The sequence below is a fragment of the Asanoa iriomotensis genome (assembly GCF_016862515.1).
Classification (GTDB): domain Bacteria; phylum Actinomycetota; class Actinomycetes; order Mycobacteriales; family Micromonosporaceae; genus Asanoa; species Asanoa iriomotensis.
In genome coordinates this window covers 40,439-53,684 of the sequence record NZ_BONC01000055.1, presented here as the reverse complement: position 1 = coordinate 53,684, position 13,246 = coordinate 40,439, and the positions used below count along the sequence as shown (strand labels likewise).

Sequence of the window (13,246 nt, the reverse complement as noted above, 5' to 3'; positions counted from 1 at the left end):
GGGCTCGGCCTCGGCAGCGGGCTCGGCCTCAGCGGCGGGCTCGGCCTCAGCGGCGGGCTCGGCCTCAGCGGCCGGCTCGGCCTCAGCGGCCGGCGAGACCTCAGCGGCCGACGAAACCTTGGCGGCCGCGCCGCCGGAGCCGATGGCCGCGTACACCTCGGGCTGGTTGGTCCGTAGCCACAAGCCGTAGGCCGCCCCAAGCAGACCGATCACCACGAACGCCACCGGGATCGCCCATGCCAGCGCGCTGTCCGGCGCCACGCCCAGCAGCGCGTCGAAGTTGACGACCGCCAGCACCACCACGACCGCAAGCGCGATCAAGGCGACCGCCGGCGCCACCAGCCGGGACCACAGTGACTCGCCGTGGGTCGAGCGGCGGAAGAACAGCAGCACCGCCAGCGCCGTCAGGGTGATCAGGAACAGCACACCCAGGCCGCCTGACGTGCCTCCCCAGAAGAACAGGTGGACCGTCGGCTCCCAGCCGCCGATCGCGTAGATCACGATGACCGCCAGGCCGATCACCGACTGCACCAGCGACGCGTTGCGCGGCGCCTGTGTGGCCGCGCTCGTGCGGCCCAGCGCGACCGGCAGCACCCGCTCCCGGCCCAGCGCGAACATGTACCGCGCGATCGTGTTGTGGAACGAGATCATCGCCGCGGTGATCGAGGTGAAGAACAGCACCTCGCCGATCGTCACCCACGCGTCGCCGAGGTTGGCGCCCGCCAGGCTGAAGATGAGGCCGACGCTCTCGTTCTGGGAACGCTCGACGATCGCGTCCGGGCCCGTCGCCACCGTCATCGCCCACGACGCGAACGTGTAGAGGATCGCGGTCGCACCGACGGCGATGTACGTGGCCGTGCGTACCGTCCGCTTCGGGTCCTTGGCCTCCTCCGAGAAGACCACCGACGCCTCGAAGCCGACGAAGCCCAGCAACGCCAGCACGAGGATCGCGCCGACGCCGTCGCCGAACAGGTTGCCGGGATCGAGCGTCGCCCCGGAGAGGCCGGCGGCCGGGTTGCCCAGGTCCGCGAACGAGTAGATCAGGATGATCAGGACCTCGGCGCACAGCAGCACGGCCAGAACCGTGCCGTTGACGTCGATGCGCAGCACGCCGAGCACGGCGACGACCGCCCAGCAGACCAGGGCGACCACCCACCAGTCCGGGTTGATCCCGAACCACTCGTCGAGCAGCGGACCCGCCGCCGAGCCGATCGCGCCGTAGAGGCCGACCTGCAAGGCGTTGTAGGCGACCAGGGCCACCCACGCCGCGCCCACGCCCGCCGGGCGGCCCACGCCGCGCGAGACGAACGTGTAGAAGGCGCCCGAGTTGGCCATGTGCCGGGCCATCGCGACGTAGCCGACCGAGAACACCGCGAGCAGCAGGCCGACGACCAGGAACGCGATCGGGATGCCGATCAGGCCGGTGGTCGCGAAGCCGGTGGTCACCACGCCGGCGACCACGGTCAGCGGTGTTGCCGCCGACATGACGAAGAAGAGCACCGCGGGTACGCCGAGCCGGCCGGCGGCCAGCGATCCGGTGGGCTGGGCGCCGACGGCGCGAGAGGGAGCGGACATGGCATGCGCCTCCAGAGTGGACATCAACCGAGTGGATATTGATCTCCTTCTCCGGTCGCGTCAAGGACAATGATCGGCATGCTGTCCTCGGAGGTCACGGCCATGGTGACCGCGCGTTACGGGCTCGGGCGTGCGACCAACCCGCCGGTGTACGCGGCGCGCGGCGAGCTGGGCCGCATCTGGCGCCTCGACACCGAGGGCGGCACCTGGGCGGTCAAGGAAGCGCTGGTCCCGGTGCTCGAGGCGGACGCCGCCGCGGACGTGGCCTTCCAGCTCGCGGTTGCGGCAACGGGCGTCCCACTGCCGTCGCCGGTGCGCACGACCGACGGCCAGGTCACGGTGCGTGGTCCTGACGCGGTGCTGCGGGTGTACGAATGGGTCGACCTCGACCCGGCCGCGCCCGACCCGTCCGCCGCCGACCTGGGCGATCTGCTGGCCCGCCTGCACCGGGTGCGACATCCCGCCCGCGGCCCGGTCGGCGAGTGGTTCGCCGCCCCGCTGGGCCCGGCACGCTGGACCGCGCTCGCGGCAAAAGCCGCGAAGGCCAACGCAGAGTGGGCCGGCCCGCTCGACGAGCACCTCCCCGAGCTGATCGCCCTCGACGCCCTCGTCCGCCCGCCCGACCCGGCCAAGGTCCGCACGTGCCACCGCGACCTCAACGCCGACAACGTCCGGCGCGCCACCGGCGGCCACCTGGTCGTGCTGGACTGGGAGAACAGCGGCCCGGCCCAGCCCGAGCGCGAGTTCGCCGCGCTCCTCTGGGAGGTGGGCGACGCCGCGCCCGCAGCGGCTCGCGCTTACGGCGGGCCGCCCCCGGAACGAGAGCACTTCTCGACGGCGATCGCCGTGCAGGGCCACCTGCTCGAGTTCTACGGCACCCGGGCCCTCGACCCGACCAGCCCGGCGGAGGACCGCGACCGCGCCACCGCCCGCCTCGACGCGATGCTGGCGCGCCCCCTCACCGAGAAAGCCATCGCCGAGCTGCGCGACAGCTGAGCAGAAGAAGCGGCCGCCCGCAGGCCCCGATGCCCGCGAGCGGCCGCTGGTCCAACCCCCCCCGCTCAGCCGCCGATCGACAGCCGCAGGTCCACGTCCGCCTTGTCGACGAACGCCACCCGCTGTCCGAACTGGATTTCCACATAGGTCTTCGAACCCTGGATCACCGTCCAGTCACCGGGCGAGGTGCCGGCGAACGTGGTGGCCCGGTAGTACTGCCCCGGCAGCACGGCACCGACCGCATAACGCTGCCCGGCCGAGAGCGTGTACTGCAACGGCGAGATCGCCTGGACCGGCACGCCGGCCGGGTACGCCGCGGCTTCCGGATACGCACGCCCGTACACCGGGATGGTCTCCTTGCCCTGCTTGGGAACGGCGACGAGCCCGAGCTGCCAGTTGGCGGTGGGTGCCGACCGCGGGTTGTGGAACCAGCCCTTCTGGCCGAGGTACCAGATCGCGGTCCAGTCACCGTCGCGGCCGGCGAGCGCGAACGTCTGCCCCGCCGAGGCCCGCGCACCGTGGTCGGAGATGTGCATCGTGGACGGTGACCCGTCGGGGTGCAGGCCGAGGTCGGTCAACAACGGCGCGTCCGGCGACGGCGCGGTCCGCAGCACCAGCGCCGAGGACCCGTGCGGTGTGCACAAGACTCCGGCGGTGACGCAGCCCGTGAACGCCGGCTGGTTGGTGGCATAGTCGGGGTCGATCTGCACGAGCCCGGTCAGCGCGGTCCCGGTGGACCAGAGCGGCGCACCCAACAGGTCGAAGTAGTGCGACCAGTCCCAGTAAGGCCCCGGGTCCCAGTGCATGCCGCGGACGGTCGCCGCCGTGGTGCCGGGCACCGTGTCGTGGCCGAGGATGTGCTGCCGGTTGAGCGGGATGTCGAAGCGCTTGGCCAGGTAGCGGACCAGCTTGGCCGAGGAGCGGTACATCGCCTCGGTGTACCAGCTTCCGTCGGCCGCGAAGCCCTCGTGCTCCAGCCCGATCGAGCGGGCGTTGACGTCCCAGTTGCCGGCGTGCCAGGCGACGTCCTTGCTCTTCACGTGCTGTGCGATGTGCCCGTCGACCGAGCGCAGGGTGTAGTGCCAGCTCACGTACGTCGGGTCCTGCACGAGGTTGAGCGTCGTGGCGTAGGAGCCCTCGGTGTCGTGGATGACGATGTACTCGATCTTCTGCCGCTCCGGGCGCTCGGACAGGTCGTGGTTGCCGTAGGCGCCGGGCGTCGCGCCGTACTGCTCGTAGGGCGCCGGTATCCACTCGCAGGCCACCGTCACCGGGCACTCCAGCCCGTCCGGCCGGCCCGCCTTACGCAGGCCGAGCCGGTCGACCTGGGCTCGCTGGGGCGCCACCGACCGCCCCTCGAGCCGGACCGCCTGACCGTCGTCGGTGGTGCGCGCGGCACCGTCCTGGATGGTCGCGTAGACCTCGTCGGCGAACGCCGTCGCCGCCTCGGTGGTGTCGGCACCGGAGTAGCGCGCCACGGCGCCGTACCAGGCCGCCGGGTCGGCGCTGGTCTCGCCGAGCGCCTGCTGGTACGCGGCGAGCAGCGCGGCACCGCCGCGGATGTTGGTCGTCGGGTCGGTGCGCAGCGTCTCCTTCGCCGCACCGGTCAGGTCGGCGGCGGCGTCGAGGGTCTGCAACGCGGCGGCCGGCGGCGCGGGATCCGGTGCGGTGGCGGGCGGCGCCGGCAACGGGCGGCTCTCGTCACCGCGCGGATCGTCGGCGGCGCCGTCGTGGGTGAGCGAGGAGGTGCGGAGCCCCGCGGCGTCGGTCAGGTGCATCGGGCCGAAGCCGCCGCTCGTGCTCGGCCTGCCGGCGTTGACGTCCCAGCGTGACTCCAGATAGGACACACCGAGCAGGACGCTCTCGGGCACACCGAACTCGTCCGCTGCGGCCGCGTATGCCTGCTGTCGATCCGCCGGCGCGGCGCTCGCCGGCGCCGAGGTCGCCGTGAGTCCCGCGAGCGTGAGGGTGGCCGCGGTGAGGTAGCTGAGGGTTCGTCGCATGTCGCGCCTCCCGGGGGTTGCCTCGGGCCACCATCCTCCATCGATGTCGAGCGCGTCAATACCTGCCACGCCGTGCGCATATTCTGAAAGTAAGTTTCACGGCTAGGCTGCGGTGGTGGATCCGCTGACCATCGCCGCAGGCCAGGCCGCCTGCGTTCCGCTCGACGTGGCGGCCAACGCGGCCACGGCCGCCGACCTGGTCCGGCGCGCCGAGGGCGCCGCCGTGCTCGTGCTGCCTGAGCTCTTCCTGACGGGGTACGACCTGGGCGCGGTCCGCTCGCACGCGCTGTCACCCGGCGACCCGCGCCTGGAGCCGCTGTCCAAGGCGTGCGCGGAGACCGGCACCGCCCTCGTGGTCGGCGCACCGGTGGTGGCCGACGGGCGGGCGCACATCTCCGCTCTGGTGTTCGACCGGTCCGGCGCGCTGGCCGGCCGCTACGACAAGCAGTGCGCGACACCGACCGAGCGGGCGGCCGGCGTCGCGCCCGGGGCGCGTGGCTGCACGATCGAGGTCGACGGCTGGCGGCTGGGGCTGGGCATCTGCGCCGACACCGGCTTCCCGGGCCACGCGCACGCGGCGGCGCTCGACGGCTGCCACGCGTACGTGGTCGGTGCCCTGTTCAGCCCCGGCACCAGCGCGACGCGGCGGGCGACCCAACTGCCGGCCAGGGCCCTGGACAACACGATCTACACGGTGCTGGCAAACCACGTGGGCGCCGCCGGATCGCTCGTCGGCTGCGGCGGCAGCGCGATCTGGAACCCGGACGGCACGCTGCTCATCGACGCGGGCGCGGCCGACCCCGGGGTGGCGATCGGCCGTCTCGACCCCGAGGTGCTCGCGGCGGCCCGCGCCGACCACCCGGTGCTGGCGGAGTCGACCGCGGCGCCGGAGCCGGGACGCTATTCGATCGCCGTGTAGCCCGGGTCGGTGCCGTAGACGAACCGGTCCGGGCGCAGCACCACCATCCCGACCCGGTTGCGGTCGAACCAGGCTTTGAGCAGGCCGTCGGGGTCACCGACCTCGACCACCTCACCGCCAGCCGGCGACGCACCGGGCTTCAGGACGCGGACGAACGTCGCCGGCGGTCCCGACCACGTCGCCGCCGTCTGCGCGGAGACGTCCGGCCCGACCAGGGCGAACCCGGTGCCGAGCACGTCGTCGAGGAGCCGCCGCGATCCGTCCACCGTCACGAACGGCTGCGGGAACATCACGCCGACCGGTCCCTTGCGGACCCCGCCCGCCAGGAAACCCGCGCGCAAGGTCGGCAGCGGCTTGAACTCGAAGTGGCGCACGAAGCGGCGTACCCGCGGAATGGTCTGGATCGTCCGCAGCGCGGCGTCGCGCAGGGCCGCGGCCCACCGCTTGCGGACCAGGAAGACCCGGCCGAGCCGGACGCTCGTGGTCGCCATCTCCTCGGTGTGCGGGCGGCGCTCGGTCTCGTAGGTGTCCAGCAACGCGTCGCTGCCGTGCCCCTGGATGACCATCGCGAGCTTCCAGGTCAGGTTGGCGGCGTCGCGCAGGCCGCTGCACAGGCCCTGCCCGAGGAACGGCGGCATCTGGTGCGCGGCGTCGCCGAGGAGGAACACCCGCCCGTCGCGCCAGCGCTCGGCGACGACATGGTGGAACGTGTAGACGACCGCCCGGGTGACCCGCATCCGCGCCGGGTCGACGAAGCGGGCCGCGAGCCGGTCGATCGTCTCCGGACTGGTCATCTCGTCGACCGACTCGCCGTCCTGGAGCATGAACTCGAAGCGGTGCGTGCCGATCGCGCCGGGGGAGACGAACCCGGGTCGGCGCCAGTCGCAGACGAACTGGGTCTCCGGCACCCGCACGGCCTCCGGCGGGACGTCGGCGGTGACGGCCAGCCAGGGCTCGGCGTACGAGGTGCCGACCAGCTTGATGCCCGCCTCGACCCGGATGGCGCTGCGGGCGCCGTCGCAGCCGAGCGCGTAGCCCGCTCGCACCGTGGTGTGCCGCCCGGAGTCGACGTCCCGCAGCACGACGGTGACGCCGTCCGCGTCCTGGGTGAGCTCGACCAGCTCCGTCGCGGTGCGCAGCTCGACGTGCGAGAAGCGGTCGAACCCCTTGCGCAGCGCCTCCTCCAGGATCGGCTGGTCGAAGAAGTGCAGCGGTTCGGCGCCGAGCCCGAAGTCGATCTCGTCGAGGGCGATGGTGGCGAACGGGCGGGCGGAGGCGCCGACGTACTCCACGATGGTCGGCGCGTACATGTCGGCCGCGACCTCGTCCCGCAGGCCCGCGAGCTGGTAGATCCGCAGCGCCTCGTCGTCGCAGGAGAACGCGCGCGGCTGGCGGTGCGGCGCGGTACCGCGCTCGACGACGAGCGTGCGCACGCCGTGGCGGCCGAGCAGGTTGGCGGTCAGCGCGCCGACGGGGCCGCAGCCGATCACGACGACATCCACATCGAAGGGTGAAGACATGGTTGTCGACGGAACCAGGGGCGCGTGGAGGTCGCGTGGAGGTCGGCCTCCACGGGATCTCCACGGCCGTCCGGTGTGCTTGATGGCGTCGAGGCGGTGGGCGTGTCCGGAGAAAGCTGGGGGGCTTGGCCGCGCCCGCCGCCACGCTCGCTATGTGAACCGCCCCACCAGCAGGTTCGCATCCTGTGCCTCGGCGAGGGCGGCGCCGGCGTCCAGGTCGGTCGCGTCGTCGCGGGCCAGGCCGCGGATGCGCAGGAGTTCTGCCCTCATGACCTGTTCCCCGACCACGTCGGCCGCTGCGAGCGCGGTGTCGGCCAGCACGGCCGCTGTCGCCCGGTCGCCGGCGGTCAGGCACGCGTCGGCCATCGCCGCCGTCGTGACCGTCCGGGTGGAGCGCAGCCCGTGCGCGTAGATGGCGTCCGCGGCGGCGCTCATCGCATCGCGCCGGTCGAGGTCGCCGGCGGCGACCGCGACCCATTCCGCGAGGAACTGGCCGGTCGTGGTGAAGTGCGCGATGTCCTGCCGGTCGCCGATCTCGCGACACCAGTCGGCGGCGGCCTTGCCGGCGACCGCGTCGCGTTCCTGCATGGCCCGCCAACCGGTGAACAAGGCGACATTTCCCCGGGCGTACGGATCGTCGGTGCGCTCGGCCAGGTCCCACGCGGCGGCGAGGTCCGCGCGGGCGCCCGCCGCGTCGCCCCGCAAGGAACGCACCAGCGCGCGGAAGTTCAACGGCGACAACGGTGGTGTACGCCCGACCTGCGCGGCCAGCGTCCTCTCCGGAACCAGGCGCAGGCGCGCGATCGACCGGCTGAGCGCCGCCTCGGCCGCTTCGAGCCGGCCGGTGAAGTAGCGGACCGCCCCGAGCAGGTAGTGGCCGGCGGCGTCCAGGAGGGGGTCACCGTCCGCTCGGGACAGTCGGGTGGCGAGGTCGTCGGCGATGCCGAACTCGGCCCGGTTGGCGGCGAGCTCGCCGAGCGTCCACAGTGCTGCCCGGACGTCGGCGTCCGGGCCCACCAGGGTGAGCAGCTCCCGGGCGCGCACGCAGGCCCGGTCGACCGCGTCGCTGCCGACGCCGACGGTGATCTGCAGCAGGGCGGTCCGGTGGAGCTGCACGCCCAGCTCGGCCTCCGCCGAACCGTCCCGCGCCAACAGGTCGGCGGCCCGGCCGAGGTGGGCCAGGGCGTCCTCGTACGCGAGCCGCCGGGTGGCGTCTTGGGCCGCGGTCAGCGTCCAGCGCAGGTGGTCGTCGCCGCGACCCAGGCCGCGCGCCTGCCCGTAATGGTGTGCCAGCTCGGCCGGCGCGAGCGCGGCGCCGCCCTCGGCCGCGTCGGCGAGCCGGGCGTGCAGCAGGGCCCGGCGCGACGGTGCCAGCTCGGCGTAGCCGACCTCGGCGAACAGCGGATGCCGCATCCGGACCACGCCCGGGCCGGCGTCGGCGACCAGGTGGGCAGTCGCCGGCTCGGCAAGGAGGCCCGCTACCTCGGTCACGTTCTTGTCGGCGGCGGCCGCGAGCAGCTCCAGGTCGAGCTCCCGGCCGGCGACGCAGAGCAGGTCGAGGCACTCGCGTTCGTTGGGCTCGAGCGCGTCGAGCCGGGTCCGGGCCATGTCCCGGACGCTGGGCGGTGCGGCGTCGTCGGGTGCGGCGAGCAGCTCCGTGAGGAAGAACGGGTTGCCGCCGGTTCGGGCGCGCAGCCGGGCGACGGCGCCGGCGTCCGGCGCCACACCGGTGCGCCGCATGAGATCGGCCACCGCGTCGGCGTCGAGGCCGGCCGGTTCGAGTTGGCGGGCTCCGGCGAGGCGGGCCAGGTCGGTGAGGGCCGTGACGACGTCGGGCAGGTGGCCGTAGGGTCGCAGGGTCGCCACCACGAGGATGCGCGAGTCGGCGAGGTTGGCCGCCAGGAACCGCAGCAGCAGGAGCGAGTCGAGGTCGGCCGCGTGCAGGTCGTCGAGCACGATGACCAGTCCGGCCGGGCGGGCGACCGCGCGGACCAGCGACGAGACGGCCTCGTAGGTGTGGAACCGGGCGGCGGGATCGTGGTCGCCGGCCGCGGCCGGCCCGGCGGCGAACCCGACCAGCGCCGCGGCGGCACCGGACTCGCCGGCCTGCGGCAGGGCGGCGAGCGCGCGGACGACCTGCGACCAGAGCCAGAACGGCGGTGCCTGGCCGAGGTCGGGACAACGACCCCAGACGACGGGTACGCCGGACGCCGCGGCGCGGTCGGCGACGGCGGACGCGAGGCTCGTCTTGCCGATGCCCGGTTCACCGACGATCGCGGCGATCCGGCCGGCGCCGTCAAGGGCTGTGGAGAGCAGGTCGGCGAGTGCGGCCAGCTCGGCGGCCCGCCCTACCAACTTCGCTTGACTGATCGGCGCCGCAGCCACGACCACCGGGGGCCCGGGCACGGCCTGCTCGAGGATCTGCCGGTGCAGGTCGCGCAGCTCTTGGGAAGGCTCGACGCCGTAGTGCTCCGCGAGGTGGCGGCGGCCTTCGTCGAAGGCGGCCAGGGCGGCGGTCTGCTGCCCCGACCGGTAGAGCGCCAGCATGAGCCGGCCACGGGCCGCCTCCCGCTCCGGATGCTCGGTGACGAACCGGCGCAACGCCGGCAGCACGGCGGCGTGCCGGCCGGCCGCGATCGCCGCGGCGTGCCAGCCCTCCTCGACCGTGTGGCGGCCCTCGACCAGGCGGGCGGTCTCGGCCCGCAGCGCCGCGAGGTCGCCGGCCGCGACCTGGTCGCCCCGCCACAGGCTCAGCGCGTCCAGGAACGCCCGCTCCGCGGTCTGCGCCGCACCGTCGGCCAGGGCACGGCTCCCGGCGTCGGCCAGCGCCTCGAACCGGGCCAGGTCGACGGCATCGGCGGGCACGCACAGCTCGTAGCCGCCGGACCGCGCGCGCAGCAGCCGCCACTCTCCGCCGGCGCGCTCCGGTTCGAGGGCCCGGCGCAGCCCCGCGACGTAGGTGCGAAGCGTGACCTGTGCGCTGGCCGGCGGCGCGCCGTCCCAGAGCGCGTCGGCCAACCAGTCGGAGCTGAGCAGGACGTTGGCGCGGAACAGCAGGATCGTCAGCAGGTCGCGCTGTCGGGGACCGCCGACCGCGACGGGCGATCCGTCGCGCAGCACCTGCAACGGCCCCAGGACACCGAACCGCATCAGTCGTGGGTACGGCGGGCGAGCAGGAGCGTGGTCTCGATGGCCAACGGCACCTCGTCGTCGAAGACATCTGTCAATGCCGCAACCAACGCCTGCTGGTCCGGCGGCGGCAGCGTGCGGAACTGTGACCGGGTCTGCGTCAGGCCCAGGTAGTCGGCTGCCGGCACGGTCCGTCGCGTGCGGTAATGCCGGCTCGTGAAGTGCGCGAACGCCGGTTGGACGGACAGTTCGCTGCCGGGCCAGCGCTGCCACGCCTGGTCCTGTCCCACGGGCTCGTCGTGCACGACCACGGTCGGCGCGTGCTCCGCGATCACGCGCAGCATGTTGTCGCGGAGGGTGGGCTCGTCGACGCGTTCGCTGTGCCAGAACAGCGCGATGGCGGCGCCAGGTGCGAGCGCGTCGGCGGCCAGCGACCACCGCGTCTGCGGCACGGTCCAGTGCCACGCCTCGGCGCTGAACAGCAGCCCGAACCGCTCGGCTGGGCGGAACTCCTCGAAGGCGCCGCGCACGACCTCGACGCCGGCGCCGGCGCGACGGCTGAGCGCGTCGGCCATCGCGTCGTCCGGCTCGACGGCGACGACGGGCACGCCCCGTGTGGCGAACGGGATGGTGGCGCGCCCGGTGCCCGCACCGACCTCCAACGCCCGCCTGCCGTCGAGCCGGCTGTAGGCCAGGACGTCGTCGATCAAGGCGGCGGGATAGGGCTGGCGAACGCGGTCATAAAGGTCGACAACCTCCCCGAAGACCCGACCGGCGTTGCGCTGCTCCACCCAGGCAGCTTACGAAACAGCGGTCTCGACCGGCATCGTCCTGCCCGCCGGGACGCCGCTGCGATCGGCCCACGCCGACTGGGAAATGCGCGTACCCACTGATGGGCGGCTGACGGCCGGTCCCGGACCGGGACCGGCCGTGACCCGGGTTCAGCCGGCGGTGCAGGAGCGGATCTGGGCTCGGCCGCCGCTGTTGCCGTTGAACATCGTGGTGAAGCCGAACGTGTTGCCGCTGCCGTTCGATCGCATGGTCAGGACGCTGGCGGTGCTGTCGAGGCTCGCGGTGCCGTTCCAGGTGGTGACGATGCGCTGGGGCTGGGTGACGGCGACGACGACGGTCCAGGAGGTGGCGCCGCTGACCGTGACGCTGGTGTTGTAGCGGTCGCCCCAGACGTTCGGGTAGGACGCCGACGCCGTGCAGGTGCCGCCGCCGGGCGGCGGGTTGCCGCCGCCGTCGGGTGCGACCGCGCCGCCGGTCGACGGGGAGATCATCCCGGGGCAGAGGTTGCGGCTGGTCAGGTTGGCCATGATCTGGGGGATCGCGCTGCGGGTGTTGGCGATGCCGTCGTGCATGAGGATGATCTGACCCGCCTGGAGACGGCTGGCGTTCGACACGATCTGGCTGACGCTGGCGCCGTTCCAGTCCTGGGAGTCCACGTCCCAGATGATCTGCCGCAGCCCGAGCGACGAGGCCACGGACTGGAGGGTGCCGTTGGTCTCGCCGTACGGCGGCCGGAACAGTTGCGGCCGTACACCCGTCGCGGACTGGATCGCGGAGTTGGTCTGCGACAGGTCGGACTGCATCTGCGCCTGCGTCATCGTGGTCATGTGCGCGTGGTTCCAGCTGTGGTTGCCCACCCACATGCCGGCCGCCACCTGCTGCTGCGCGGCGGACCGGTTGTTCTGCGCGTTCTGACCGGTGTTGAACATGGTGGCGCGCACGCCGTTGCTCTGGAGCACGGAGAGCAACGATCCGGTGCTGCCGGTCGGACCGTCGTCGAAGGTCAGTCCGACGTAGCCGTTACAGGTGGCGGCGCTGGCCGGCGTGGCAGCGACGCCACCGAGGGCGATCGCGGCCACGACGACGGCGAGCCGGACTGTTGCGCGGGCAAGGGACATACCGAGGTCCTCCTTCGGTGTCTGCCGCTCGGCCCGCGGTGTGACGTTTCATCGATTTGAATGGATCGACCGCCACGCCGTCAACAACTTCCGGAAACTTCCGGTCAGCCGTCCCGCCGGGCGTGCAGGGAGAGCCATTCCCGGTGCGACGAGGTGCGGCTGACCTCACGCACCGCGAACCCGGCGGCCGCCAGCAGCGTGGTGAGCGCGGGCTCCCGGTGGTAGGTGAACCAGCGGCGCAGCTCAGAGCCGTAGTTCCCGGCGACCTCCCAGCCGGCGCCGTCACCCTCCGCAACACTCAGGTAGAGCGCCCCGCCGGGTCGCACGACACGGGCGAACTCGGCCAGCACCGCGGGCACGTCGGGCCGAGGCAGATGCAGCAGCGCGGCCTGACACCAGACGGCGTCGACCGACCCGGTGCGCAGCGGGAGGTGGCGCATGTCGGCCTGCGCCCGACCCGGCAGCCCACCGGCGCGCAACTGGCCGAGCGACAGATCGAACCCGACCACCCGGAAGCCACGCTCGCGCAGGAGGGCGACCTCCCTGCCGGGTCCGCACCCGATGTCGACGACCCGGCTACCGGCCGCCAGAGCGCCGCCGAGCGTGTCGAGCTCGCGCAGAAGCCTCGCGTCCACCGCCGTGGCGCGCCGCGCGTACTCCGTCGATATCAGGTCGTACGTCTGCCGCGTCTCGTTCACGTTCCGCGCCCTTCCCGCACCTCGAAAGCCACCATCAGTGGTTGTTGCCGCTCTCCTTCCTCGGTCCGGTAACGGAGGTCGATCATGGCGATCGACTGGCTGCCCGGCGCCTTGACCGCGAACTCGAACATGATGAAACGTCGGTAATCGGTGGGGCCCGTCAGCGTCGCACCGACCAGGTCCTGCGACGGGCGGGTATGCGGATCCAGCTCCCCGTCGCCATCCCAACCGAGCAGTGCGCCGCCGCCGAAATCGCGCCGGGCGTAGATCCGCGCCCCGCGCAGGGTGAGGCCGGGCGCGCCACGCGTCACGCGTACACCGGTGATCGTGATCGTCTGCCCGTCTCCGACGCTCGGCAGTTCGGTCCCGAACATCACCGTGTCCCCGACGTGGATGTCCATGGCCCGGATCTGCCCGGCGGAGTGGTCTGGGTTGGTGATGAGGTGGCCGGCCCACACGCCGTCGCTCGAGACCACGGCGGCGACCGCCACCAGGC

10 protein-coding genes are annotated in these 13,246 nt (G+C 73.1%); 2 read left to right on the top strand and 8 right to left on the bottom strand.

Annotated elements, in window-relative coordinates:
- The coding region (locus Air01nite_RS30005; RefSeq protein WP_203706705.1) for an APC family permease at positions 1-1,575 on the bottom strand (1,575 nt) is incomplete at its 3' end.
- Positions 1,576-1,653: 78 nt separating this feature from the next.
- Here Air01nite_RS30005 and Air01nite_RS30000 point away from each other — a divergent pair.
- Positions 1,654-2,571, top strand: a complete 918-nt coding sequence (locus Air01nite_RS30000; protein WP_203706704.1) for a phosphotransferase — start codon at positions 1,654-1,656, stop codon at positions 2,569-2,571.
- Between the two features lie 65 nt (positions 2,572-2,636).
- Here the strand turns inward: Air01nite_RS30000 and Air01nite_RS29995 are convergent, their stop codons facing one another.
- Positions 2,637-4,574 (bottom strand): N-acetylmuramoyl-L-alanine amidase, encoded by a 1,938-nt coding sequence (locus Air01nite_RS29995; protein WP_203706703.1) that lies wholly within the window; start codon positions 4,572-4,574, stop codon positions 2,637-2,639.
- A 115-nt stretch (positions 4,575-4,689) separates the two neighbouring features.
- Here Air01nite_RS29995 and Air01nite_RS29990 point away from each other — a divergent pair, with 115 nt between their 5' ends.
- On the top strand, positions 4,690-5,493 hold the full coding sequence (locus Air01nite_RS29990; RefSeq protein ID WP_239091060.1) for a carbon-nitrogen hydrolase family protein: 804 nt from the start codon (positions 4,690-4,692) through the stop codon (positions 5,491-5,493).
- On the opposite strand, the gene Air01nite_RS29985 is transcribed toward Air01nite_RS29990, so the two are convergent.
- From Air01nite_RS29985 to Air01nite_RS29960, 6 genes are all read right to left on the bottom strand, one after another.
- Complete coding sequence (locus tag Air01nite_RS29985; RefSeq protein ID WP_239091059.1) at positions 5,475-7,013, bottom strand: bifunctional 3-(3-hydroxy-phenyl)propionate/3-hydroxycinnamic acid hydroxylase; 1,539 nt, start codon at positions 7,011-7,013, stop codon at positions 5,475-5,477. The two genes, Air01nite_RS29990 and Air01nite_RS29985, sit on opposite strands and share 19 nt — an antisense overlap.
- A gap of 150 nt (positions 7,014-7,163) precedes the next feature.
- Positions 7,164-10,163: an ATP-binding protein gene (locus Air01nite_RS29980; protein ID WP_203706702.1), complete on the bottom strand. Its 3,000-nt coding sequence runs from the start codon at positions 10,161-10,163 to the stop codon at positions 7,164-7,166.
- The gene (locus tag Air01nite_RS29975) at positions 10,163-10,933 is read right to left on the bottom strand and encodes a class I SAM-dependent methyltransferase (protein WP_203706701.1); all 771 of its coding nucleotides are present in this window, start codon (positions 10,931-10,933) and stop codon (positions 10,163-10,165) included. The genes Air01nite_RS29980 and Air01nite_RS29975 overlap by 1 nt, the downstream gene beginning before the upstream one ends.
- Before the next feature lie 150 nt (positions 10,934-11,083).
- Positions 11,084-12,052: a polysaccharide deacetylase family protein gene (locus Air01nite_RS29970; protein WP_203706700.1), complete on the bottom strand. Its 969-nt coding sequence runs from the start codon at positions 12,050-12,052 to the stop codon at positions 11,084-11,086.
- 104 nt (positions 12,053-12,156) lie between these two features.
- On the bottom strand, positions 12,157-12,750 hold the full coding sequence (locus tag Air01nite_RS29965; protein WP_203706699.1) for a class I SAM-dependent methyltransferase: 594 nt from the start codon (positions 12,748-12,750) through the stop codon (positions 12,157-12,159).
- Positions 12,747-13,241 (bottom strand): hypothetical protein, encoded by a 495-nt coding sequence (locus tag Air01nite_RS29960; RefSeq protein ID WP_203706698.1) that lies wholly within the window; start codon positions 13,239-13,241, stop codon positions 12,747-12,749. The genes Air01nite_RS29965 and Air01nite_RS29960 overlap by 4 nt, the downstream gene beginning before the upstream one ends.
- Between the last annotated feature and the right edge of the window lie 5 nt (positions 13,242-13,246).

What these genes read in the sequence shown, in the direction of transcription:
- Air01nite_RS30000 (WP_203706704.1), top strand. Translation starts at nt 1,654, where the DNA reads ATGCTGTCCTCGGAGGTCACGGCCATGGTGACCGCGCGTTACGGGCTC.
- Air01nite_RS29995 (WP_203706703.1), bottom strand. Translation starts at nt 4,574, where the DNA reads ATGCGACGAACCCTCAGCTACCTCACCGCGGCCACCCTCACGCTCGCG.
- Air01nite_RS29985 (WP_239091059.1), bottom strand. Translation starts at nt 7,013, where the DNA reads ATGTCTTCACCCTTCGATGTGGATGTCGTCGTGATCGGCTGCGGCCCC.
- Air01nite_RS29980 (WP_203706702.1), bottom strand. Translation starts at nt 10,163, where the DNA reads ATGCGGTTCGGTGTCCTGGGGCCGTTGCAGGTGCTGCGCGACGGATCG.
- Air01nite_RS29970 (WP_203706700.1), bottom strand. Translation starts at nt 12,052, where the DNA reads ATGTCCCTTGCCCGCGCAACAGTCCGGCTCGCCGTCGTCGTGGCCGCG.